Origin of the sequence: Sphaerothrix gracilis Ecp01, assembly GCF_030405905.1 — a bacterium.
GTDB lineage: Bacteria > Cyanobacteriota > Cyanobacteriia > Phormidesmidales > Phormidesmidaceae > Sphaerothrix > Sphaerothrix gracilis.
Genome location: NZ_JASATW010000015.1, coordinates 117,980 through 142,394, shown reverse-complemented (window position 1 = coordinate 142,394; position 24,415 = coordinate 117,980). Strand labels below are relative to the sequence as shown.

The 24,415-nt window shown below is 53.4% G+C and carries 19 protein-coding genes and 1 pseudogene; 6 read left to right on the top strand and 14 right to left on the bottom strand.

Annotated features, from left to right (window positions below):
- A pseudogene (locus tag QJQ48_RS17590) lies at nt 1–151 on the top strand (photosystem II q(b) protein); the annotation flags it as partial.
- Between the two features lie 171 nt (nt 152–322).
- On the opposite strand, the gene QJQ48_RS17585 reads toward QJQ48_RS17590, so the two are convergent.
- The 7 genes from QJQ48_RS17585 to QJQ48_RS17555 form a co-directional block, all read right to left on the bottom strand.
- A complete protein-coding gene (locus QJQ48_RS17585) occupies nt 323–619 on the bottom strand; it encodes a Nif11-like leader peptide family natural product precursor (protein ID WP_346292549.1) in 297 nt (98 codons plus the stop codon).
- A 136-nt stretch (nt 620–755) separates the two neighbouring features.
- Nucleotides 756–2,885, bottom strand: coding sequence for a BRCT domain-containing protein (locus tag QJQ48_RS17580; protein WP_346292548.1), 2,130 nt, complete (start codon nt 2,883–2,885; stop codon nt 756–758).
- A 186-nt stretch (nt 2,886–3,071) separates the two neighbouring features.
- The gene (locus tag QJQ48_RS17575) at nt 3,072–3,443 is read right to left on the bottom strand and encodes a hypothetical protein (protein WP_346292547.1); all 372 of its coding nucleotides are present in this window, start codon (nt 3,441–3,443) and stop codon (nt 3,072–3,074) included.
- A gap of 121 nt (nt 3,444–3,564) precedes the next feature.
- A complete protein-coding gene (locus tag QJQ48_RS17570; RefSeq protein ID WP_346292546.1) occupies nt 3,565–4,503 on the bottom strand; it encodes an ABC transporter permease in 939 nt (312 codons plus the stop codon).
- 84 nt (nt 4,504–4,587) lie between these two features.
- Complete coding sequence (locus QJQ48_RS17565; RefSeq protein WP_346292545.1) at nt 4,588–5,616, bottom strand: ABC transporter ATP-binding protein; 1,029 nt, start codon at nt 5,614–5,616, stop codon at nt 4,588–4,590.
- A 93-nt stretch (nt 5,617–5,709) separates the two neighbouring features.
- Nucleotides 5,710–6,690, bottom strand: a complete 981-nt coding sequence (locus tag QJQ48_RS17560; protein WP_346292544.1) for a heme o synthase — start codon at nt 6,688–6,690, stop codon at nt 5,710–5,712.
- A gap of 96 nt (nt 6,691–6,786) precedes the next feature.
- Complete coding sequence (locus tag QJQ48_RS17555) at nt 6,787–7,743, bottom strand: COX15/CtaA family protein (RefSeq protein ID WP_346292554.1); 957 nt, start codon at nt 7,741–7,743, stop codon at nt 6,787–6,789.
- Between the two features lie 864 nt (nt 7,744–8,607).
- On the opposite strand from QJQ48_RS17555, the gene QJQ48_RS17550 reads away from it, so the two are divergent.
- The 4 genes from QJQ48_RS17550 (at nt 8,608) to QJQ48_RS17535 (ending at nt 14,277) form a co-directional block, all read left to right on the top strand.
- Complete coding sequence (locus tag QJQ48_RS17550; RefSeq protein WP_346292543.1) at nt 8,608–9,612, top strand: cytochrome c oxidase subunit II; 1,005 nt, start codon at nt 8,608–8,610, stop codon at nt 9,610–9,612.
- A 45-nt stretch (nt 9,613–9,657) separates the two neighbouring features.
- Nucleotides 9,658–11,325 (top strand): cytochrome c oxidase subunit I, encoded by a 1,668-nt coding sequence (gene ctaD, locus QJQ48_RS17545; RefSeq protein ID WP_346292542.1) that lies wholly within the window; start codon nt 9,658–9,660, stop codon nt 11,323–11,325.
- A 65-nt stretch (nt 11,326–11,390) separates the two neighbouring features.
- Nucleotides 11,391–12,008, top strand: coding sequence for a cytochrome c oxidase subunit 3 (locus QJQ48_RS17540; protein ID WP_346292541.1), 618 nt, complete (start codon nt 11,391–11,393; stop codon nt 12,006–12,008).
- Between the two features lie 334 nt (nt 12,009–12,342).
- Nucleotides 12,343–14,277 (top strand): FAD-dependent oxidoreductase, encoded by a 1,935-nt coding sequence (locus QJQ48_RS17535; RefSeq protein ID WP_346292540.1) that lies wholly within the window; start codon nt 12,343–12,345, stop codon nt 14,275–14,277.
- 61 nt (nt 14,278–14,338) lie between these two features.
- Here QJQ48_RS17535 and QJQ48_RS17530 read toward each other — a convergent pair whose 3' ends face one another.
- The 7 genes from QJQ48_RS17530 to QJQ48_RS17500 form a co-directional block, all read right to left on the bottom strand.
- A complete protein-coding gene (locus QJQ48_RS17530; RefSeq protein ID WP_346292539.1) occupies nt 14,339–14,539 on the bottom strand; it encodes a hypothetical protein in 201 nt (66 codons plus the stop codon).
- Nucleotides 14,540–14,741: 202 nt separating this feature from the next.
- Complete coding sequence (locus QJQ48_RS17525; protein WP_346292538.1) at nt 14,742–16,070, bottom strand: low-complexity tail membrane protein; 1,329 nt, start codon at nt 16,068–16,070, stop codon at nt 14,742–14,744.
- Nucleotides 16,071–16,076: 6 nt separating this feature from the next.
- Nucleotides 16,077–19,097 (bottom strand): translation initiation factor IF-2, encoded by a 3,021-nt coding sequence (gene infB / locus QJQ48_RS17520; protein ID WP_346292537.1) that lies wholly within the window; start codon nt 19,095–19,097, stop codon nt 16,077–16,079.
- Between the two features lie 316 nt (nt 19,098–19,413).
- On the bottom strand, nt 19,414–19,671 hold the full coding sequence (locus QJQ48_RS17515; RefSeq protein WP_346292536.1) for a YlxR family protein: 258 nt from the start codon (nt 19,669–19,671) through the stop codon (nt 19,414–19,416).
- A gap of 19 nt (nt 19,672–19,690) precedes the next feature.
- Complete coding sequence (gene nusA, locus QJQ48_RS17510; protein ID WP_346292535.1) at nt 19,691–21,202, bottom strand: transcription termination factor NusA; 1,512 nt, start codon at nt 21,200–21,202, stop codon at nt 19,691–19,693.
- A gap of 84 nt (nt 21,203–21,286) precedes the next feature.
- Entirely contained in the window at nt 21,287–21,754 is a 468-nt protein-coding gene (rimP, locus tag QJQ48_RS17505; protein WP_346292534.1) for a ribosome maturation factor RimP, read from the bottom strand.
- Nucleotides 21,755–21,909: 155 nt separating this feature from the next.
- Complete coding sequence (locus tag QJQ48_RS17500; RefSeq protein WP_346292533.1) at nt 21,910–23,352, bottom strand: hypothetical protein; 1,443 nt, start codon at nt 23,350–23,352, stop codon at nt 21,910–21,912.
- A 135-nt stretch (nt 23,353–23,487) separates the two neighbouring features.
- Between QJQ48_RS17500 and QJQ48_RS17495 the strand changes: the two genes are divergently transcribed.
- Nucleotides 23,488–24,375 (top strand): alpha/beta fold hydrolase, encoded by an 888-nt coding sequence (locus tag QJQ48_RS17495; RefSeq protein ID WP_346292553.1) that lies wholly within the window; start codon nt 23,488–23,490, stop codon nt 24,373–24,375.
- The last annotated feature ends 40 nt before the right edge of the window (nt 24,376–24,415 follow it).

The following is a 24,415-nucleotide window of genomic DNA, read 5'->3' as shown; positions in this document are numbered from 1 at the left end:
GTCAGTGATTGACAGCCAAGGTCGTGTGATTGGCACCTGGGCGGACGTATTGAACCGTGCGAACCTGGGTCTGGAAGTGATGCACGAGCGCAATGCTCACAACTTCCCGCTAGACCTAGCGTCTGCTGAGGCACCTGAGATCATCGGTTAATCCAGCTTGATTGACTGATTGTTTCTAAAGCTCAAATGTTGATAAAGGCGCTTTCTAAGGAAAGCGCCTTTATTAGTTTAAAGATGATCTTGGGTCCAAAGGGGCTGCGATCGCGCCGCTTCCAGGCAAAATTATCTGCTTAATGCCTGAGCGCAAACACCCCCTTAAGTTTTATCGGTGGGATCTATGGCCGATCTCGCCGCTGAAAGGCTGCACGCCGCTGGCCGGATAGTTATCACGAGCCGGACTAAAGATCTCAATGAAGGCTTCTGCTAGCGCCTTGAAGAAACCGGGCTGCTCTTTCAGCTCGCGCAGGGCTTCATCAACATGATCGGTGGAAAACTCAAACCCTTCCTGATTGCCCAGCTCTACCAGCTCGGTTGGATTTTTCACGTTTTGTAGCTTGTCTTTTACCTGCTCATTTTGAGCCGCACGCTGGAAGAAATTGAAAACGCTTTCTTTAGACATCTCAATTCTGTAGCCAAAACTACATTTTTAGTCTTCTAACTCACGATACCGCGCCTGCCTAGATTCGCTGACGAAATTACACAACTGTTTCCATAAGCCGCTATTTTTGTTTCGACTGCTTAATACTGCGTATGGGCTACTCCGGTTCAACGCCTAAAAGCGCTATAAGCTGTGCTTCGGTGAGCTGAGCAATGTTGTGTTTCTCCGCTTTTTTAAGTTTGCTGCCGGGGTTTTGACCTACGACAATGTAGTCAGTTTTGGCACTGGGCATTTTGTTGATACGTCCACCAGCCTGCTGAATCAGATTGCTCACCCGCTCATAGCCTAAAACCGTTAGCGTTCCGGTTAGCACAAAGCTCTTATTCTTAAAAGAGATTGGGGCTGTAGTAGTTTGATTAGAGGCATTGAGGGCAACCCCAGGCTCTTCTGGGACTGCTTCTTTATCCTTAGAGGTTTCCCTGGACGCTTCGATCGGCTTTGCTGGGGTCTGTGATTCTGGCTGCTCTGCAGCTTCAGAGGAGTTGACCGACTTATCTTCAGGTTTAGTGGCTTCAGAATTGGCGATCGCGGCTGGCCTGTCCTCTTCATCTGCTGCGGTTTCGGATTTCTCTTTGGCAATATCAGTAGACGCAGGGACTTGCACCTGAGCGGAGAGCTGAGCTTTCTCCTGAGTCAGCGTCTGTACCTGCTGCTCTAGGGAGTTAACGACGGTTTGACCAAGCTGCAGAGCTTCTTCCAGAGCGGCTTTATCAGCCTGTAGGGCTGCTAGCTGCTGCTGAAGATTTGTACTCGCCTGATCTGAGGTTTGTAGCTGCTGGGAGAGCTGGTCTTGAGCTTTCGTCAGGTTGGCAACCTGCTTTTGTTGATCAGCCGTGGCGGCCTTAGCTTGCTCAAGGGCCTGGGTTAGTGTTTGCTTTTCTGCAGCAAGCTGGTCAGCTTGTTCTTGAAGTTTAGCGATCGCGCTCTGGGCTGTCTGTGTCTCTTGCTGAGCGCGATCGCGAATTTGAGTAAGCTGGGCCTCAAGCTGTTCAACCTGAGCAGTCGCTTTTTGCTGGGCCTCAGTTAGATTGGCGTTTTGACTTTCGAGCTGTTGCTGTTGCTGCTGCAGGCTGACCGTAGTTGCCTGAGCATTTTGGCAGTCTTGCGCTAGGCGATCGCGTTCTTGGCTCAGCGCTTGAATTTGCTGGGCCAGCGAGGCTGAAGTGGCTCCGTCTGCTTCTAGAGACTGAGTTAGCTGCTGCCGCTGTTGCTCTAAGGTTTGAACCTGAGTTTGAGACTCTGTAAGTTTAGATGCCGCCGCCGCTAAGTCTGTTTGTAGCTGCTTTTGGCTCTGAGTTAGCGTCTCTATCTGCTGAGATTGTTGGTCCGCTGCCGTTTGAGCCGCTTGCAGATCTTGCTGGAGCCGATCGCGCTGGACCGTGAGCGTCTGCTGCCGCTGCTGTAAGTCCGCAATCTCGCTGTCTTTTTGCTCAACCGTCCGCTGCAGAGCATTTCCTGCCTGCGTGAGCGTTTCAACCTGCTGCTGCAAAGAGGCGGCGGCTTGCTGCTGCTGGCTCAGCTGCGTTTCTAGACGTTCTTGCTGCTGGGCCTGCTGCTCTTGGGCCGTAGCCGCTTGCTGCTGAAGCTGATCTAGGGCCTCAGTTTGTTCCTGAGCGGCAGCCTGTAGCGTAGACTTTTCCTGGGTCAGCGCTGCAATTTGCTGCTGTAGGGAGGTGGCAGCAGATTGAGCCTGTTGCAGCTCGGTTTCTAGGGCCGCAAGGCGCTGCTGCTGCTGCTGAGCCTCGGCCACCTGCTGGCGCAGCGTCGCGATCGCCTGCTGGCTTTCCTGCTGGGTCTGCTCTAGCTGTTCTTTGGCCTGAGTAATAACGGTTAGCTTTTGCTGCTCCGTCTGAGCTGACTGTCGCTGCTGGCTGAGTTCGGTTGCTAGGGACTGCTTTTGGTTTTCCAAGGCGGCTAGCTGCGTCTTGAGTTCGGCAGCATCAGCGTGAGCTTGATTTAGAGACTGGTTTAGCGTCTCTCCGGTTTGGCTCAGCTCGACCACCTGAGACTGCAGCGACTCGACCGCGTTTTTAGCCAGTTCCAGAGCCTCTTTAAGATTTTGGTTATCCTGAGTTAGCTGTTCGTTTTCAGCCTGAAGCTGCTGCTTCTGTTCAGCTTCTTCCCGTGCCTTGAGACGCAGACGGCGATCGCGGCGCAGACGCAAAACAATCAGCAGCCCGATAGCTACAACCGTTCCAATTAGTTGATAGTTCAGCGCGTAACCCATAACTCAACTCCACTTTTCTACAGAGGCTCAGTGCCGTTTGTCGAGACTGGCAGAGTTCAGAACGCTAGCCTATCCTGAACCAACTCGAACAACACTAATTTAGGCTTTCAATCATACAAAAATCAAAAGCAGCAGACGCTAGCCTGCCGCTTTTAGAAAAGATTATTGAACTTGCGGAATGATACTTTAGAGAGCGCCGTCAGTTTCGGCGTCCGCTGGTGCAGGCTCAAACTGTAGGCGCAGCGGCTGCTCGCCCAGGGCCTCTAGCTGCCGCTGCCGAAAGTTGGAAGCTTCACTGTTGATGCTTTCCTGCTGGCGCTGGCGATAGGCTTCGCGATCGAGGCTGCCGCCAAGATTAACCTGATGAATAATATCTAGCGGACTAAACGAGGAATCTGAGAAGGGATCGTTCCCGTCATCACGAGTGTTGAAACCTTCTAGCGGATCCGCTGTGGTTTCAAGTTCTTGAGCGATCGCGTTGGGGGCTAGGGCCACTATGCCGAGAGCAGCGAGCAGCCCCGCCAAACCAAAGGTAAGCTGTGAGCGAAAGCGTGACATTGACAGATCCTCCTCACTTCCAGAGCAATTTTAAGCAGCTAAGACAGGCGAAAACGATACGTTTACTCTAATCAATTTGTGACGTTTTTCAACCGTAAATTGCTCCCCAAATACACGCTTATTAAGCAATGCGACGGCGCAGCAGGGGTTGAATCAAAAGCAAGGCAGCGGCGCTAAAGCTTAGCAAAATTAGCAGCGCAGCGCCAAGGCTGACATTGCCCCAGGGAGCCTGCAGAACGGGACTGGCAAAACTCCAGGTATCGTGCAGATAGAGATAGCGAATCGGCTCAATCGCATAGCTAAGGGGATTGAGGCTGGCCACAAGCTGCAGCCAGCGAGGCATAAAAGCAATCGGGACGAGCGCAGTGCTGGAAAACAGCAGCGGCAGATTGGTAACAAAAATGACGGCGATTAGCTCAATATGTCCAGGCAGGGCAAAGGCTAAGCCCAGGCTCAAAGCCGTCACCCCCAGCACCAGCGTAAAGACAATCAGAGCCATGAGTAGCAGACCGGAAGCGGAGGGCAGTCCCGCTCCTAAAAAGGCGCTAGCTGCCACAATGGCGGCAGTCTGAACAAAGCTCATCGCCGCAATAAACAGGGCAGAAGCCACCACAATTGAGAAGCGGGAGGCCAATGGAGCCACCAGCAGACGGTTAAGAAAACCGAATTCGCGATCGAACATGACCGGCAGGCCAGCATTCAAGGCTCCGGCAAAAGCCGTAAAGACGATGATGCCCGCCCCCAGGAACTGGCCATAATTTTGGCTTTCTCCGAACAGCCCCTCAGGAATATTTTGAAACAGGGCACCGAACAAGATCAGCCACATCAGGGGCTGGACAATACCCGCAATCAGGGTTGAAGGGCGGCGCTGAAGCTGAATGAAGAGGCGCCGGGTTAGGGCGAATGTCTCTTGCCGAAACTCGCCCGACAGTAAGCCCGGTAAAGACTGTTCCGTTGCGATCGCTGCGGTTTTCCACTGCTGCAGCTCTGGATTAGAGATAGACAGAGGGTCGGGGCTAGCGGTGTCGCGGTTTTTGGGAGGTGTGATAGTACCACTCATCAGAATACTTTGGGTAACGATGGGTCATTGACGGTTGAGGCAAATAAGGCGCAGGGAGCGGAGAAAACAGACATTGATGAACGCTTATGAAACCCCTTTCATTTGCTGCTTGCGTTCAGCCTTGAGATCGCGGCTGCCCGCCGCCGCCAGCTCGGCATCCACCAGGGTACGTCCGGTCGCAGCTAAATAAACATCGTCTAGGCTAGGGCGGGCCTGAGAAATGCCAAAAACAGGAAGGCCGGCCTGCTTTAGCGCCTGCTGTACGCTCAGCAAAGCATCAGACTGGGGATCAACAACCAGGTTGAGCGAATTGCCCTGAGCCGGGTTGACAATTACCTCCTGCACAAAATCTAACGGTTCTAAGAGCGTTTTGGTGCTTTCTGCCTCTTCAACCGGGGTAAACTCACGAATCCGCAGCGTAATGCGATCGCCGCCGACTTTGTCCTTCAAAGCGCTGGGCGTACCCGTGTCAATCACTTCACCGCGATCGATAATGGCGACCCGATCGGCGAGGGCATCTATCTCCTCTAAATAATGGCTGGTAATCAGCACCGTGGTTCCAGCCGCCTTGAGCTGGCGCAAAAACTGCCAGACGGCGGCGCGGCTTTCAATATCTAGGCCCACTGTTGGCTCGTCTAAAACCAAAACGTCAGGCTGATGCAGTAAACCCGCGGCTAAGTCTAGACGCTTGCGCAGACCGCCAGAATAGGTGCCTGTTTTTTGATCCGCGTAGGCTGCAATATCCAGCAGGGCCAACATCTGATCAATACGAGCCTTGGCCACCTTAGCTGGAATATGATAGAGCGCCGCCTGGAGCTGCAGCAGTTCTCTGCCAGTGAGAACCTTGTCTAGGGCCACCTCCTGAGCGATGTAGCCTAGATGCTGCCGTGCGAGGCGAGGCCGCTCTAAAACCGAAACGCCATTAACCGTCAGTTTGCCAGCATCGGGCTGAGTTAGGGTGCAGAGGCAGCGGATCGTGGTGGTTTTGCCCGCGCCATTTGGCCCTAGTAGGCCAAAAATTTCTCCTGGCTGAATCGTCAAAGATACGTTTTTGACCGCTTCGACGGCGCCATATCGCTTTTGTAGACCTTGAATTTCAACCGCAGGAGACATAGCAGACGCAACAGATAAAATTGCAGCTTTTACTAGCTTTATATTATCGAAGTCACACCCAGATCAGGGAACCTTCGATGGAGTTGGCTCCAGCTAGGGACAAACTAAAGCGGCCAGCAAGCTGCTAATGTGTTCACCGCCCAGGGTGATCAGCTGACGGGTAATGGGGAGGCTGTCCACAACCAGACCAGCCGACAGCAGCATCATGTAGAAAATCGAAAACTTAAACAGCGATCGCGCTAAGGTCATGTCTTCCGGCGACTGCAGAAGCTGCCAGGCTTTCTTGAGGAAAAGGCCACCTAGAAGCGTAGCGAGCACCGCATAGAGCAGTCCTGAGACACCGAGCGGGTAGACCAGGAGCAAAGTAGTGGGAACCAGCAGCAGCGTGTAGGCCCAAATTTGCTTGGCCGTTGCTTCATTGCCCACCACCACCGGCAGCATAGGAATGCCCACTTTGGCATAATCATCGCGAATTACCATTGCCAAACCCCAAAAGTGCGGCGGTGTCCAGACAAACACAATGGCAAAAATAATCCAGGCCGCCCAGCTCAAGCTGCCGGTGACTGCGGCCCAGCCCACTAAAGGAGGAATGGCTCCCGCCGCGCCGCCAATCACAATATTGAGCGAGGAGGAACGCTTCAGCCAGTGGGTATAGACCAGTACGTAGACGACAATGCCTGATAGCGCTAAGCAGGCGCTCAGCAAGTTGGCAAAAGTGGTCAGCAAAGTAAAAGAGAGAACGGCTAGGGTGATGGCAAACAACAGGGCATCGCGCACCTGGACTCGACCGGAGGGCAAAGGCCGATGGCGAGTGCGCTCCATGTCATAGTCAATGTCCTGGTCATAGATGCAGTTGATTACCTGAGCCGACGCCGCTGCTAGGGCACCGCTGAGCAAAGTGACGAACAGGAGCAAGGGATCTACCTGACCGTGAGCAGCTACCCACATGCTGGCAGCCGTCTCAATCAGCAGCAGGGGAATAATTCTGGGCTTGGTGAGCTGCCAGTAGCTTTTGAGGACTTGCCCAATCGTTTCGTGGCGGATGGCATTTGTCCAGGTTGTCAAATCTTGCATGAAATCATTCCTATTTGAAAGTCTTCAGCGAAAAGCCGCCGCTATGCTCTCAGCGCGATCGCTTGACTGCTATGCCAGCACGCCAGAGCAGTTGGACTAGAGCGAATCGATATTGGCCGCCTTAAACTGAGCGGCGATCGCCCGGTCGCGCCAAGCCAGCACCGTAAAGCAAACCAAGGTGCCCAGCAAGGTGGCTCCAATGATCTGGTGCGAAACGGTGAGCGGCTCAACTTGGAGGTGGAGCCGAAAGGTCGCCACTCCCAGTAAAATTTGCAGGCCCACCAGCGCCCCGGCCGCATTGGCAAGCTGTCGCAGCCAGACATTGAGAGCTGGCGTTTGCCAAACGAGCCAAACGAGGGCCAGTGTCATAACTGTTGGCGGTACCACGCCCGCAATGTGGCTATTCATAACGCTGCAAAGCTGGTTCAATCCCAGGCACTGATGTGCAGCCCAGCGAGAAGCCACCAGTCCGCCCACTAGGCTCTGCAAATAGACTAAAACAGCCGCTGCGAGGCTGATCCAGGGCAGTTTTCCCACTGTCCCCGTTCCCTGATAGGGCAATAGCGCCGTTCCCATTACTAGCAGTGTCGTGAAAAAGAGCAGAGCTGTCCCCAAATGAGCCGTCACAATATCAAACCGCAGCAGCTGCGTTACTGTTAATCCACCCAAGACGCCCTGAAACACAATTAGCAGCAGCGCTGCCGTAGCGCCCCAAGGTAGCCAGCCAGGCAGCTGACGACGAAACCAGAGACACAGGCCCACCAGCGCGATCGCCATCAAGCCAATTAGAGCCGCATCTAGGCGATGAAACCACTCGAGAAATACCTGCAGGTTCATCTGCTGCCGGGGCACTAACTGCCCGTAGCACAGCGGCCAGTCCGGACAGGCGAGTCCGGCGTTCATCACTCTAGTCGCACTGCCGACCGCCATGAGCGCCAACGTGGCGATCGCCATTTTCCAAATCAAGCGGCGAATCCAAATCTGCGGCTGGGGGCGTTCCTGAAGTAAACGAGAAGCGGCGGGAAATCGAACGTCTGTCGTCAAATTAGTCATGAAGGCGGAGTTTTCGGAGGGCATCAGGTTTTCAGGGCAGGAGTTTAGAGAACGGCAATCGATAGGAAGGGCTACCTGTAGCTGAAATATCCGACAAGAGAGAGGCTGGAAAGGGCGTAGAAATCAGCTTTATCTTCAGGCAGCTGCAGCCGTATTGCTAAGGGGACTACCTCAGATCTAGAGGCAAAATGCTCAAAAGCTCGTAAATCATAGAAACGTTTTCGATTTCGAGGGATGAGCGCAGACGCTCCCGATAGGCCCCTGCTGAAACATTTTTCTCTCAGCCAGAGTAAATTCCATTCAACTTCCACTTTAATCAGGAAAATCAAAATCTGTCAGCGGGGTCAGCTCATTTATTGTCGTCAGCGATCGCGCTGCAAATTTTGGCATCAGAGACAGCTCAAATCTCAGCGCCGCTGCTACGTCAGCCTCCCAAAAACAAATTTAAGAAATGTAAATTTTACTCCTTAAATATGCCTTCAAAGTGTAAGCAAGCCTGACCGTGACTTTATTAAGAAAAACCGAAATAAATCTTATATCTATCTGCAAATGCTGCCTATTTTGAATGGCTGTTTTAACGTAGTAAGAGAAAAGCAAAGCGCTGGTGGCTGGGAGTGAGCGATCTCGCCTGAATCACATTTTTGTCAATTTCTATCTGCATAATGCGTCAGCAGGTTTCTGGATTTAGAAACGTCCTCCACAGTGTTGCTGGTAGCGCAGAAAACAGTCAGGTTTCAGTGGATGTCAGTGATTATGTAGGTTCTAGGTGAGATTGTGTAGCCTGTGATAGTAGCGATCGCTTCAGTCGGGCGTATTCCTTTATTAGATTCTTTCTTAGTGCTCAAGGGGTTTTAGTTTATAACCGTGAAAATTCCAAGCTCAATTCTCACTATGCTGGCGGGCATTTTTCTGACGCTTGCTAGCCTCTGGTACGGACAAAATCATGGCCTACTGCCCGTAGCAGCCTCAGCCGAAGCGGAGCTAGTAGATGGTTTGTTCAACACGATGATGACGATCTCAGTGGGGCTGTTCCTTCTGGTTGAAGGCGCCCTCATTATCGCCATGATTCGATTTCGCCGCCGTAAGGGAGACGAAACCGACGGTGAGCATATTGAAGGCAATATTCCGTTAGAAATTCTTTGGACAGCGATCCCCGCCGTTATTGTTTTTGGCATCTCGGTCTATAGCTTTGATGTTTACACTCGGCTGGGGGGCTTAACGCCAATGGTGGAAGGGACTGAGCAAACTATTGAAGTTGCCTATGCTGGCAGCGGCGACAGCGTGCCGATGTTGGGAGTGCCGGTCAAGGCTGCCGCTAAACTGGCTTCCAATTTGGGCATTGGTTCTAGCCCTGAGCTGCAAGGACGTTCTCCAGATGTTGCCGTCAACGTGATGGCGGTTCAGTATGCTTTTGTCTTCACCTATCCTGATAGCGGTGTCGTCTCTGGCGAACTGCATGTGCCGGTGGACAATTCAGTCATGCTGAACCTCCAGGCGCAGGATGTGCTCCACGCTTTTTGGCTACCTGAGCTGAGAATTAAGCAGGACGTAATTCCAGGTTCTGAGACTGAGCTAGCCTTTAGGCCCACGCGCATCGGCACCTATCCTGTTATTTGTGCTGAGCTGTGCGGGCCGTATCACGGCGCCATGAAGACGCAGCTGATTGTGGAGTCAGCTGAAGACTACACTGCTTGGGTCGAGTCCCAGGTGGCTCAAAGCCAGGGCAAAGACGCGATCGCCCTAGCTACAAACAGCGATCGCAGCGATACCGACTATTTAGACGCGCTAGCAGAGCCGCTGCATCTAAACGTAGACACAGCCGCCTTGCCTCACTCACACCACTCACTGGCCACGGCAGAGAGCTTCTAGGCCAACTGCAATCAATTCAGCCATAATTTTTCATTTGAAACGTCTATGACACAGACCGAACTCAGAGATACCCAAGCGCCATCCCCGCCGCCGCACGGGCATGAGGAGCGCAAATGGACAGATTACTTCACTTTCTCGACCGATCATAAAGTCATTGGCATTCAGTATCTCGTTACCGCTTTCGTGTTCTATCTCATTGGCGGCGCGTTCGCCACGGCGATGCGGACAGAGCTGGCAACGCCCGATCCCGACTTTGTCACGCCCGATGTCTATAACGGCTTACTGACGCTGCACGGCACGGTGATGCTGTTTTTGTGGATTGTGCCTGCCGGAGCCGGACTGGCTAACTACCTGATCCCGCTGATGATCGGGGCCAGAGATATGGCTTTTCCGCGCCTGAATGCGATCGCCTTCTGGATGATTCCGCCTTCCGGTATTTTGCTGCTGAGTAGCTACTTCTTTGAGCCCCCTTCTGCTGGCTGGACCTCCTATCCTCCCCTCAGCTTAACCACCGGACAGCTAGGAGAGGGAATCTGGATTATGAGCCTGCTAATCAGCGGTACGTCGTCAATTCTGGGAGCGATTAACTTCTTAACGACGATGCTAAAGATGCGGGTACCGAGTATGCCGCTGACTAAAATGCCGCTGTTTTGCTGGTCTATGCTGGCAACTTCGTTCCTCATCCTGGTGAGCACCCCCGTGCTGGCCGGTGCCCTGATTCTGCTGGCTTTTGACCTAATAGCGGGGACTAACTTCTTTAATCCCACAGGCGGCGGTAATCCGGTGGTTTACCAGCATATGTTCTGGTTCTACTCCCACCCGGCTGTCTATATTTTCGTGCTGCCTCTGTTTGGCGCGATTTCCGACGTGATTCCAGTTCATGCCCGCAAGCCGATTTTTGGCTACCGGGCGATCGCCTACTCTAGCCTAGCAATCAGCTTTCTGGGCCTAATCGTCTGGGCGCACCACATGTTTACCAGCGGTACCCCCCCCTGGATGCGTATGTTCTTCATGATCACTACGATGGTGATTGCGGTACCGACGGGGATCAAGGTCTTTGGCTGGGTCGCAACCCTTTGGCGCGGCAAAATTGACTTTACCAGCGCCATGCTCTTTGCCATTGGCTTTATCGCTACCTTCCTGATTGGTGGCATTAGCGGCGTCATGCTGGCGGCAGTCCCCTTTGACATTCATGTTCACGACACCTATTTCGTCGTCGCTCACTTCCACTACGTGCTGTTTGGCGGGGCCGTCTTTGGGGTTTATATGGCGGTTTATCACTGGTTCCCCAAGATGACCGGGCGAATGATGAATGAAACCTGGGGCCGCATTCACTTTGCCCTCACCTTCATCGGCATGAACCTCACCTTCATGCCGATGCACGAGCTGGGGCTGCGCGGCATGAACCGACGGATTGCCCTTTATGACCCTCAGTTCACCGATCTCAATGTGTTGGCTACAGTAGGATCCTATATCCTGGCCGTCTCGACCATTCCTTTCCTGATCAACGCAGTGTGGAGCTGGGCTTTTGGCCCCAAAGCACCCGCCAATCCGTGGCGAGCACTAACCCTAGAGTGGCAAACCACTTCGCCACCTATGATTGAGAACTTTGAGGAGCTGCCTGTGCTGAAGACAGGCCCTTACGACTACGGCCTGGGCTACATTCCCGATCGCGACCCGCCAGAACTCTACGGCGAAGAAGTCCCGGCCTAGCTGACTGAGGGCGCGATCGCGCCCTCTTAGAATTACATTTACCAGTCCCTCATTTTCTATTGCTTATGCAAGGTTCAGCCGTTAATACCTCTGATGCTGTTGTGGGCGTAGCGCAGGAGAGCGCTGCTCACCATGAAGAACATCCCGATTACCGCGTCTTTGGCCTCATCCTGTTTTTGGTGGCTGAGAGCATGATCTTTTTGGGCTTGTTCTCAGCCTATTTAGCCTTTCGCGTCGTGGCTCCAGAGTGGCCGCCGGCGGGTACACCGGAGCTAGAGCTACTGCTGCCAGGTGTCAACACTCTCATTCTGATTTCCAGCAGCTTTGTGATTCACCAGGCCGACACTGCCATCAAGAAAAATGACGTCGCTGGGATGCAGCGCTGGTTTGGCATTACGGCAGCGATGGGGGCCATCTTTCTGGTGGGTCAGCTCTATGAGTATAGCCACCTAGAATTCGGTCTAACTTCAAATCTCTTTGCTAGTACCTTCTATGCGCTGACCGGCTTCCACGGTCTGCACGTCTTTGTGGGCCTGTTGCTAATGCTGGCGGTGCTGTGGCGATCGCGGCAGTCAGGCCACTACTCTAGCGAAGAATACTTTGGGATTGAAGCAGCGGAGCTGTATTGGCACTTCGTAGACGTGGTGTGGATTATTTTGTTCTTGCTGCTCTATATCTTGTAGAGAGACTTAGCGTTCTGCAGTACCGGGTTTGCTGTGATCTAAAAAACGAGCCCGCTAGAGGTGTCTGAGGGCACCTCTTTTTTATGGAATTTCCTTAAAGCATGGGCAAGACCGCTAGATTTTGATACAACTAATGAGCAATTCCTGTATCAGCCCTTTTTAGGAGCCTCTCAGGTAAAGTGTACGAATGCGCCTAAAATATGCTATCAGCAGAGCGGTTTGTAGTTTCCTTTCCGGAGTCTAAATGCATCAGCAGTCTCCTCTTAATTCCACTCAGCGAAGACTGGCTCGACGGCGCCGAGCGCATCTGCGCCGCAAGAGACGTTCGGCGCAGATGAAGCGATGGGGTCGTCTTTCTGTCTCTAGTGTGTTACTGCTGGTCATTATTGCTTCTCTACTAGAGGCTTTTACAGCAGCCCGCAGTCAGCCTCAAACCTGGCTGCAGCTGCAAACGCCGCTACAAAAAACGCTGCGAGATCAAGAAGCTGGTTCCAAAATTTCCGAACTGCTAGGAGTGAACGGACGACCGCAGCTTTCGCCCCTGCCTGTGGCCCAGGAGGTCTGGGAATGTGAGGTTGTTGTTGTAGGCGGTTCTTTGGGAGGCGTAGCCGCAGCGAGTCACGCCATGAACTCAGGTGCCCGCACCTGTCTAATTGAGCTGACCCCCTGGCTGGGCGGACAGATTAGCGCCCAGGGGGTTTCTGCCATTGATGAATCACGCTCTATGCGAGCGCGGCGCAATTTCTCGGCTAGCTGGAATGCTTTCAAAGATTTGATTTTGCAGCAGGTCGTAGAGCTACCCGTTTGGACGCGGCTTTCACCTCGGCGGGTCAGCGAACTCAATAGCTGCTGGGTCGGAGAACTGTGCTTTCCACCCAAAGCCGGGGCTGCCGCTGCTCAGACCTGGCTGCAGGACAAGGCTTCTAAAGCCCCCGGCAGTCGCTGGGGAACCTCGATTGCTTTCAAAGGTGCTGTCTTTGACATTACCGGACGCAATATTACGGCAGTCTACGCCGTCAAGCGCATTCCCAAAACGCTAGACTACGTGCCTCACGGACGCCTCTCGCGGGAGTTGGTGAGCTGGTACTCCTGGTCACCTGATGAGACTTTTGAGAAGGTGCCAATTCGCCTACAGCCACCTGCGGGCAAAGACCTAGTCGTGATTGACGCGACTGATACAGGAGAGTTGGTCGGTTGGGCAGGCATTCCTCACGCCACCGGCTCAGACTCGCGCACGCTAACTAAGGAAGTCAACGCCCCTGAAAGAGGCAATCCCTACTGCACCCAGGGGTATACATTTCCGTTTGCGCTCGCTGTTTTCAATGACGGGGGCGGCAGCTTAGAAATGCTAGAGCAGGTACAGCCTGGCTACTCCCGCGAAGAGCATCAGCGCTGGTTTGCGATGGAGAATTTTCCCATGTTCGATCGTGGGAGCTTGTTCAACTACCGCCGTATCATCAGTACTGCTTACAGCGATCCGATGAAGGGGCCAACCCATCCGGGCGACGTGAGCGTTATTAACTGGAATCGTGGCAACGATTGGGTTTGGATGGATCCGCCGCTGATTCTAACCGATAGCAAACTTGAGGCGTCTGGGCAGCGGCAAAACTGGTTAGGTGGCCTAGATCTAGACTCTTTGCGAGAGGGAGAAAATCATGCCCTCCTCTTTTCAGAATGGCTGATTAAAAATCAGTCTTTGTCCAGCTTCCCGCTGGCACATCTAGCTGGACCGGATTCTCCTTTAGGTACTTACTCAGGGCTGAGCATGTATCCCTACATTCGGGAAGGCCGCCGGATTTTGGGTCGGACGGCCTATCAGCAGCCCATGTTCATGATGCTGGAGTCTGATATTCGCGAAGACTTATCGGTTGGGCGCAACTTCAATGAAACCGCGATCGCGCTGACCCACTACGATGTTGATATTCACGGCTGCCGCTATCGCAATAGTGAAGAGACAGGAGAAGCAGCGGGAGCCAGCGTCAAAGAGTTTGTAGTACGTCCGGTGCAGCTTCCCCTAGAAGCCTTAATCCCTCAAGGTGTTGACAACCTGCTGATTGGCGGCAAGGCGATCGCTGTCAGCCATATCGTCAATGCAGTCACGCGGGTGCATTACGGTGAGTGGAGCGCTGGCGCGGCGGCGGGAGCAACGGCTGGCTGGCTGGTCAGCACGGCAGAACCTGACCTGAAAGTAGCTGACATCGTGGCTAAAAACCGTATTACTGATTTGCAGGCTCATATCCAAAGCCAGGGTCTGAGATTTGACTGGTAACGGATAAAGGGAGCCGCCTGTAAACAGACTGCTCCCTATCAGCTGCAAACTTGAACTCGCTCTAGTAAGCCAGCGTTTCTAGCGTTTCTCGCAGGTAGCGTCGTACCTGCTGGTCTAAGGAAACCTGCTCTACAGCCTTACCCTCTTGCTCAGACTGCCAGCGCTGAAAGCCAGAACTGCTAGCGATCGCCTGTTTGAGGCTTTGCCAAATTTGAGCATCCTCTGAATATGATTCACGCAGGGAAAAGGATGGACTTGCCATAAAATCTTTCAGTGCTGATTTAGCACTCCTCGTAATTGAAACGACTAAACTAAACGCCTACCTTAGCGGCAGAAAATCCAAGCTGTGAGCAGTTACTCTCTTCCAGAGTAACGCAGGTTCCCTGCCTGGACTGTGACAGCCACCACAGAATACCGGACAATTAAAAACTTTCCGCCTGAAGCAGATTTCTATCCACAAATAGTCAGGCTTCAGAGTCCTCTTCCTTTGTCGAATCAGCGGCAGTATTCTCTTCCGGAAGAGACTCTTCTGCGGCAGCAGGGGATGCTACTGCCGTCGTATCTGCCTCAGTCGGAATAGTTTCGACGGCTGCCTGTCCCTCTGACGGTGACAAGACAATTGGCTCTTCGTCAGCTGGTGCTTCTGAGTCCGTAGCGTCTATATCTTCTTGGGCGATCGCCTCAGCTTCCGTCTCAGCCGTAATGGTTTCTACTTCTGCCTGTCCTTCGGAAGGGGATAAGACCACTGGACTCTCTTCTTCTAAAGATACTTCCGGCCTCTCTGCCGCTGAATCCGCCGCCTCAGTTACATCTGTCTCTGCCACCGCCGCCGTCTCTGCTTCTAGCTCAGCAATCTCATTCGCGTCTGCCTCTGAAACCGTTACCGTCTCTTCCTCAGCCTGACTTTCTGAGGGAGACAGAACAACCTTTGCGGCAGAGGCGTCTGCTTCACTCTCTGCCTCTTCGGAGTCGGTTGCGGCTATCGCTGCTTCAGCGTCCTCTGCTAAGGCTGCTGACTCCGTCTCATCTTGCTCAGTCTTATCCGTCTCGGCTGCATCGGCCTCGACTAACTTTGCTTCTGCCTCAGACAGTTCAACCTCTGGCAGCTCAGCGTTAGGAACAGCAGGGACTGGTTCTGACTCTGCGATCTCAGCAGTGTCAGCTCCCTCGATCGAACTTACATCTGCCGCCCCAACCGCTGACGGTCCATCCTCTAGCTCCGGCAGGACCTGCTTGAGGCGCAGGCCCAATATCGTAAAATCTTGAGCGATCGCCGCTGCCGCATAGGGTTCAATGGCTGCTAGCTGCTGCTCGTTGGCCAACAACACGCGCAGTACGCTCAGGGGCACCTGTAGAAACAGATTGCTGCCCAAGAAAGCCAGTGCTGCCACCCCTAGGCCAAGAAGATGACTTTTGAAAGGCGTGACTGCAGCAGCGATTGGGGCGAGGCAATAGATTTGCCATAAAATCCAGGCCCAAACAATCGCCCCTAGACCCGTAAACAGCTTGACCTGCCAAGATCGAAACAGGGGCAGCAGCCGTCGTCGCTCTTCAGTAAGCTGCTCTGGCTTAACCGCCACTGCTAGCAAACTGAAGATGTAAAACGGACGCTGCCACTGCATCCACAAAACTGGCACAATGCCAAATCCTAACAGCAGCCCCATCTCTAACCAGACGGGCATCACCGGATAGCCCGCCGCTAATCCTAGTAAACAGATGTCCAAGAACAGCGGCAGCGCAGCTAATCCGGCAAGGTGTATCCACAGGTAAGGATCGCGTCGAAAGGAACCCATCGTGCCTTAAGCCATTGCTAGAGTGCGGCGCTTCGACACCAAGCGGAAGGCTTCGATTGTGTCACCTTCTTGCCAGCCGTTGAAGCTATCGACACCAATACCACACTCAAAGCCAGCATTGACCTCTTTGACATCTTCCTTCATCCGCTTCAGGGAGTCGAGATTGCCTTCAAAGATGACATCTCCTTTCCTAGATACGCGGATGCGGCAGTTACGCGTGACCTTACCCGACTGCACATAGGAACCGGCAACTGTTCCTTTGCGCAATGGGAAGACAGCCCGGACTTCCACCTGACCTAAAGGCTCCTCTACTAGTTCAGGCTCTAATAGACCTTCCATCGCGCCTTGAACATCGTCAAGTAGCTTATAGATGACCTCGTAGTCGCGGACATCAACACCAGCGCGATCGGCAGCCTGCCGCGCTCCTGGGGCCAAAGTGGTATTAAAGCCAATGATGACGGCACCGCTGGCTGCGGCTAGGTCAACGTCGGTCTCACTGATTTCACCCGGAGCCGCTAGCAGAACGCGAATTTGCACTTCGTCCTGGGGTAGCTGCTGCAGTGCCCCTAAGATCGCCTCAAGTGAACCCTGAACGTCTGCCTTCAGCAGCAGATTGAGTTCCTTGAGGTCGCCCTCTTGGGCCTGAGCCGACAAGCTGTTGAGCGTAATCCGCCGCGAAGCCATAGCCTGCTGCAGTCGAGACTGGCGCTGGGTGTCGGCGCGGTTGTTGGCCGTGGAACGAGCCAGTTTTTCGTCTCTAAAGACATCAAACTCATCACCCGCGGCGGGGACATCATTGAGTCCTAAGACCTCAACGGCAAAGGAAGGGGTTGCGGCCTCTACTCGACTACCACGATCGTCGATCATGGCGCGGACCTTACCGAAGACAGAGCCAACGACAATAGAATCGCCAACCCGCAGCGTACCATTTTGCACTAGCAGCGTCGCCACGGGACCACGAGCCTTGTCCAGATTCGCTTCAATCACTGTTCCCTTAGCCGGACGATCGGGATTGGCATGGAGGTCTTCTACTTCAGAAACCAGCAGAATCATCTCTAACAGATCGTCTAGATGCTCTCCCTGCAGAGCGCTAACAGGCACCATGATGGTGTCACCGCCCCACTCTTCCGGCACGAGGCCGTGTTCCATCAGTTCCTGCTTTACCCGATCGGGCTGAGCGGATTCCTTGTCGATTTTGTTGATTGCGACCAAAAGCGGCACCTCAGCAGCCTTAGCGTGACTAATGGCCTCAATAGTTTGAGGTCTAACGCCGTCGTCTGCGGCTACAACGAGGATGGCAATATCGGTTACCCGCGTACCCCTAGCCCGCATTGCGGTAAAGGCTTCGTGACCAGGAGTGTCTAAGAAGACAATCTGTTGTTTCTGATCGTTGTGATCAATATCAACGTGGTAAGCACCAATGTGCTGGGTAATACCCCCGGCCTCTCCCTGAGCGACCTTAGTTTTGCGGATAGAGTCTAGCAGCGTGGTTTTACCGTGGTCTACGTGGCCCATGATCGTAACCACGGGTGGACGCCGTTCTAAATTCTCCAAGTCCTCAGCCGCCAGCATCTCTGTGACCTTACGGGCTTCAGACTCGGCCTCAGCCGTTTCAACTTCAATCTCGTATTCCTCGGCTACCATCTCGATAGTAGGAATATCTAAGGTTTGATTAACGTTGGTGGCAATACCTTTGATAAACAAGAACCGAATAATTTCGGTATCAGCGACGTTAATCTGATCGGCTAGCTCGTTGACGGTAAGACCGGAAGTGACCACTAGCTTCTCAGGTCGCTGAGGCTGATTGTCTTGCTGGCGCTCGCGCCGCTGATTACGGCTAGAATCCCTGGAAGAATCTTTGGGACTTGGTCTGCGGTTTTTCCCACCGGTTGCTGGTTTGGGCTGGCTTGTCGGTCGCGATGACTTCGGTTTGGGCGGTCTAGCCAGTGACATATTGAGCTGAGAAGGTGCGACCTCGGCCCCAGACTGACCAGAATCAATCATTTCAGCGAGATCTTCATCTTCGTCATCGATGACAGGCTGCGATCGCCGCTTGGCCTTAGTCACCTTGCTGACGCGCCGCATCTCTTGCTCATCGTCCTCTTCGCGCTCTTTGCGCTTACTGGTGCGCGGCGGGGAAGGACGACGCAAAATTGGCTGATCGGTAGCCTCTTCGCCAGGTTCTGAGGTAACCTCAGTCACTCCAGAATCCGTATCGGAGTCAGTATCGTCAGAACGGCTCGGTCGCTTAGGCTTAGGCCGCTTTAGCTCCGGCTTAGGTTTCAGCTGAGCCGTCTCTCTTTCCTGACTCTCTTGCGAACTTTCTTCCTCAACCGCGCTGGCACGGCTAGGTGCTTCTACTCGCTTTGGTCGCTGAGGACGCGGGGGTGTTAGCAGTTCTACGCTGGAAGACTCCTCTGGCTGAGTCGGACTTTCTGTTGCTGCCGCAGTTTCTGATGGCCCATCATCAGAGCGAGCCGGTGGCTTAATGAGCTGAGGTCGTTGCTTAACAGGCTGCTCTGGCGCAGCAGGCGCGACGGGAGGGGTAGGCGGTGAACTCGCTGTCGGCGTTGCTTCCGGATCGCTGGTCTGTTTGGGTTTGGATGCCACCGGACGCGCCACCGGGCGGCTAGGAGGCGATGCCGCCGCCGATTTACCATTACCTGTACTCACAGAGGCAGCAGGCTGGGGCCGCTCAGATCCACGGGCCTCATCAGCTGCGGTCTTGGGGGGTACAGGACCAGAACGACTGTGACGAATTTCTAAAATTTGCTGCTTGCGCACAGGCCGCTGAGCACTACTTTTTTGACGAGTTGGCTTGCTGGGTCTAGTAGGACGCTGCGCTGTGGCCTTACCCGGCGAATAGCTTTTGGCCGCTTCACGAATCCGACCCACGTCTTCTTCTGTAATCGTGCTGCTATGGCTTTTCGCAGAGATGTCGAGGCTTTCACAAATCGCCAAAATGTCTTTGTTCTCCAGGTCAAGCTCCTTTGATAACTCGTATATCCTAACCTTCGCGTTGTTCATCCAATTCCCTCTTAATAGTCCTGTTGTCACATCATGGTTTACCGCTCTCTAAGTCCTACAATTACGAACTAAAAGCTAATTATCATTCAACTCCTGATTCCATTCAAAGGACTTCTAGCATAACAGGTAGAAACTCGTAAGATAATACATCCCCTTCGCCTCGTACCTAATAACGAGTTTAGCGGGGGATTCAAAATTCGTTTTAGTTTAGCTAGAAGAAACCTACACCTACAGAAAGAGAACTCTAGAATTGTAGCTGCTCAGATTGCTGGAACGCCAAGGGAGCAGCAAATTTTTAACTAGCCATTTACGGCTACTAGCTCTTAAGCGGCGCTAAACGCTGCCAGAGTAGCTCGTAGATTTCTGGAGAAACTGATGTCCGCAGCGATCGCCCTAAGCGCTTCTTTTTTTGCGCAGCTTGGAGGCAAGCTACCTGGGGGCAAAGGTAAGCTGAGCGCCCCATTCCCTGATCTAATTGTACCTGGTGAGTGGGATGCACTCGCACGATTCGCCAAAGGTTATCTCGGTGAGCCACCTGGCGACAGCTAATGCAGCGGCGATAGTTGGGTTCCATTGCTTTGAGCGCGGCTAGCCTAGTCTTCTTCAGATGTCTCCTCGGTTGCCTCTGCAGCAGCGGCTTCCTCCTCTGCGGCGGCAGGTTCGGTTTCTTCAACTGCGGTTAGTTCTGACTCGGTTTCTGATTCCGTTTCTACCTCAGCGTCAATGCTGGCTTCCGGCTCGGCTACCGTTTCTTCGGCCTCAGCCGTTTCAGGGGCGATCGCTTCAGTGTCAGCTTCTGCCGCTTCTGCCTCAGCAGCAGCAAGCTTGGCCGCTCTTTGCGCCTCCGCTTCTGCCCGCCATCTGGCCGCTTCCGCTTCTTCTGCTTCCTGCTCCAGCCTAGCTCTTTCTTCTTCAGCTCGCCTAGCCGCCGCGATCGCGGCCTGTTCCTCTTGCTTGCGATCTTCAGCTTCGTAGTCGTACTTGGCCGAGTCTTTAATATCAATCTTCCAGCCGGTTAGGCGGGCCGCTAAGCGCACATTTTGACCTTCCCGGCCAATGGCTAAGCTGAGCTGATCTTCCGGCACGAGTACGTGTGCCTGCCGTTCTTCTGGATTCATCAGGCGCACTTCATCTACCCTAGCTGGACTGAGAGCATTGGAAATATAGGTAGCGGGGTCGGGGGACCAGCGGATGACATCGATTTTTTCACCCCGTAGCTCGTTGACCACAACCTGAATCCGCGATCCTCTTGCACCGATGCAGGCTCCCACAGGATCCACGTCCCGCTCTAGGGTATCTACCGCGATCTTAGTGCGTGGTCCCACTGAGCGAGAGGGGGGATTGGCCTCACGCGCCACGGCGACAATCCGGACTACTTCATCCTCAATCTCAGGCACTTCGGTAGAGAACAGTTCTACCACCAGTCCAGCATCCGCTCTGGAAGCCAAAAGCTGCGGCCCCCGATGGGAGCCTTCCGAAACCCGCTTGAGCAAAACTTTGAAAGTGGCGTTGGCCCGGTAGTTATCGTTGGGGAGCTGGTCACGCTTGAGCAGTTCGGCCTCAACATCGGGCTGACCGTAACCGCTGCTGACGGCCATAATGACTGACTGGCGCTCAAATCGCAGTACCCGCGCCTGCAGCACCGTGCCCTCAAGATCCTTAAATTCTTCTTGGATCATCTTGCGCTGCTGATCCCGCAGCTTCTGAGCCAGCACCTGCTTGGTTTGAATCGCCGCCATCCGGCCAAAATCACGCTGCTCTGGCGTCACATCTAGCAGTACGGTTTCGCCGATTTGGGCTTCTGGAGCAACTTCCTGCACTTCAGAGAGGGCAATTTGATGGTCGGCATCTTCAACAGCGTCCACAATCGTTTTGGTAGCAATGACTCGGAAGCCTTCGCCTTCAGGATCTAGCTCAACATCAAAGTTTTCAAAGTACTCTTCGTCAAACTGAGAGCTATCCATTTTGAGGGTACGACGATAGCGCTCATAACCCTTCAATAGCGCTTCCCGCAGGGCATTTTGTACCGCGAGCTTAGGTAAATTCTTGGTGCGGCTGATTTCATCAATCATCACCTGCAAATTCGGTAAGCTGACCATTGACATCGGAAAAAACCTCCAAAAAGTTGACGACTTCAGCGTGAACCGTAAGCAATTAGTGCCAAAAAGGAATGAGTCGAGAACCGCTAGCTATACATCCTGGCGATCGCTGAGCTTGACCCACTCCACCAAAGGACGCGGCAGGGCGACCGCCTTGCCTTTTTGGTTGAGATAGAGAGCCTCCTGATCGCGCCCCGTCAGCTTGCCCACCCAGGACTGCTTGCCGCGATGGGCCTGATTGAGCTGCACCTCGACCGGAAACCCCTTGAAAACGGAAAAGTCGCGATCGCTAGAGAGCCGTTCAGACACTCCCGGACTTGATATCTCTAGCACGTAAGCATCTGGAACAATATCTGTGGCATCTAGAGCAACCTCCAAAGCTGTACTCATGCGTTCGCAATCATCCAATCCGGTATCGTGCTGTAAATTGCGCACGTCCACTCGCAGCACGGGTGGGGACTGGTTGGTTTGGAAAACAGCATTCACAACTTCTAAACCGAGCCTTTCTGCAATCGGCTGGGCTAGATCGATTACTTGGGGGACTAGAGGATGAGTCATGGTGCCAATACCAATAAAAAAAGTGGGTGTCAGACGCCCACTTCCCACGAAATCATGTTGACTTGGGTGGATTAATGCTCAGCATTAACCGCATTGTTTAGTTTAGCGTATGAGCTGAACAGGCGTACCCAATGTTTAGCCGTTTTTAATCCTAGCTACTTTTGGCCCAGTCGACGGGTCGTTTCATACAGCTCGTAGTTACGCTGCTGCATCGCTTCCACATCTTCAGCCGCAATCCGCTGCACGTAGTTAACCTTCACTTCGTCTAGCAGCGCAATTGTCAGCGCTTCAATATCTTCTAGGGTGGTATCTTTCTGCAGTTCTGCCTGAGCCGTTGAAATAAGATGGGTGATGAGCTTTTGAGTCAGCTCGGCTCCTTGCTCATCTTCTAGCGCACCTGTTAGGGCACCATAAGCATTTTTAGAAACTTCTGAGGCAATTTGCTGGGTAATTTGCTCAGGCAGGTTAGCCATGCCCGGAATTGACTGCATGCCCCGATAGACAGGCGTTTTGTCCACGGCGTTTGTAATGCTGTGCTGGATTAAACTGTCAATTTCGGGCTTGAGCTGGGGTAAAACCTGATAGACCAGCAGCGAAGTCAGACGGCTGGAAATGGCCTGCACCTCGTCTACATCATTGAGGTCAATATATTTTTGCTCTGGATCAGGCTTGACCAGCCACTTCGCCACCTCGCCTTCACGAATCAGGTTTTGCGCCTGGGTGATAATGCGCAGCACGATGATTTCGGTCAGCTCTACAGCGATATTGCTAATAATCAGGCGGTTGATGCGGCTGCGCAGCGGATCGAGATCAATCAGGTTAGACTGATTAATCCGCACAATTGTGGGAATGACTCGCAGCCAGCGCCAAAAGGGCAGCAGTAAAAACAGGTCGTACCAGCGCAGCAGAATAGCGTCTAGCCAACTGGTTCCCTGATAGCGACGGGAGATAATCAGGGTTCTCAGCGCCAGCTCCACCGCAAAGAGATAGATAAACCACTGGTCTAATAGCCAAAACTGATCGAGCGGTTCACCATCTTCCCAGACGGGGCGGTAATAGTTAGTTTCAATCAGCGGCTGAATTTCACTGTTGAAGAAGGCAATCGAGTCTGACCAGCCCGCCTCAGCCAGATAGCGCTGACTCCAGAACGTACGGAACGCCTCCTTGGAAGAATCGGTACCAACCCGCTCTCGCACCAGGTTTTTGATCCGCTCTAGGGTACCTGTTTTATCGGCTACTTCAAAAGGATTTTCGTCAATGATGGCCTCGCTGCGATCGCGCAGCTCAGTCAGTAGGGCTTGGGCTTGGTCTGACTGTAATCCCGTCTGTGAAACCTGCTCCTCTAGCTGATCGACTATCTCTAAATAGGCAGTCGTTGTGCGCTCTGGCTCAATTCCCTTAAAGGTGGCACCGTACCACTCGGTTAGGGCCGGAAACTCTCTGAGATAGAAGTCGCGGAAGCGAATATAGCTAAGGTCAAAGGCGACTAAAACCAGATTGAGCAGGGCAATGCTAGCCATAATCCGCTCAAGCCACTGGTTTTGCCGAGCAGGCGGTTTAGTCGGACGAATTTTGCGGGGGCGGGACAGCGCAGTCATAACTCTTTAGGGAACGCGTTGCAATGAATCTACTACATTGTCAAGGGTAGATTCGTACTGTCATCCGCCAATGAGAGAATTTGCCAGAGGTTTTACAATTGTTCACATGCGTAGTTGAACAACCAGTTGAAAGATATGACAGCGGCGATCGCCTCAGAATCAGGTACTTATTGGCAGTGGCAAGGCCATCAAATTTACTATGTACAGGCCGGTGAGCCGCAGCCGCAGCGTCCCCCTCTGCTCTTGATCCACGGCTTTGGCGCGTCTACCGATCACTGGCGCAAAAACACGACGGCCCTCAGCCGCGACTTTGAGGTGTGGGCCATTGATTTGCTCGGATTTGGTCGCTCGGCCAAGCCCAATATTCAGTACAGCGGTAGCCTCTGGCGAGATCAGCTTCATGACTTTGTGCAGCAGGTAATCGGCCGTCCGGCGGTTTTGGCAGGCAACTCTCTAGGGGGCTACGCCAGCCTGTGCACAGCAGCGCAGCGATCGCAGTCAGTTGCGGGCGTAGTGTTGCTCAACAGTGCTGGCCCCTTCTCCGCAGACAGCGCCCAGGCCAAGCCCAATGCAATGCAGCAGGCGATCGCCAATCTGTCTCGCACTTTGCTGCTGCAGCCCTTACCAAGCTGGCTGCTGTTTCAGTACGTGCGGCGGCGATCGATGATTCGCCGCACCCTGGAGCAGGTTTATTTAGATAAATCGGTCATCACCGATCAGCTCGTAGAAGATATCTATCGGCCCTCCTGCGATGCCGGAGCCGCTCAGGTGTTTGCCTCGGTGTTCAAATCGCCTAAAGGGGAAACCGTAGATACGCTGCTGACCCAGATGGACTGCCCGCTGCTGCTGCTGTGGGGCGAAGGCGATCCCTGGATGGACACGCGGACGCGGGGCGCGAAGTTTCGGCAGTACTACCCCCAACTCAAAGAAGTCTACCTGCAGGCGGGGCACTGTCCCCACGATGAAGTACCCGACCAGGTAAATCATCTGATGCAGCAGTGGATTTTTGAGCATCTAGGCTGAATTCCTCTGGCATCATGAATTATTTTCATGCAGGTTATAA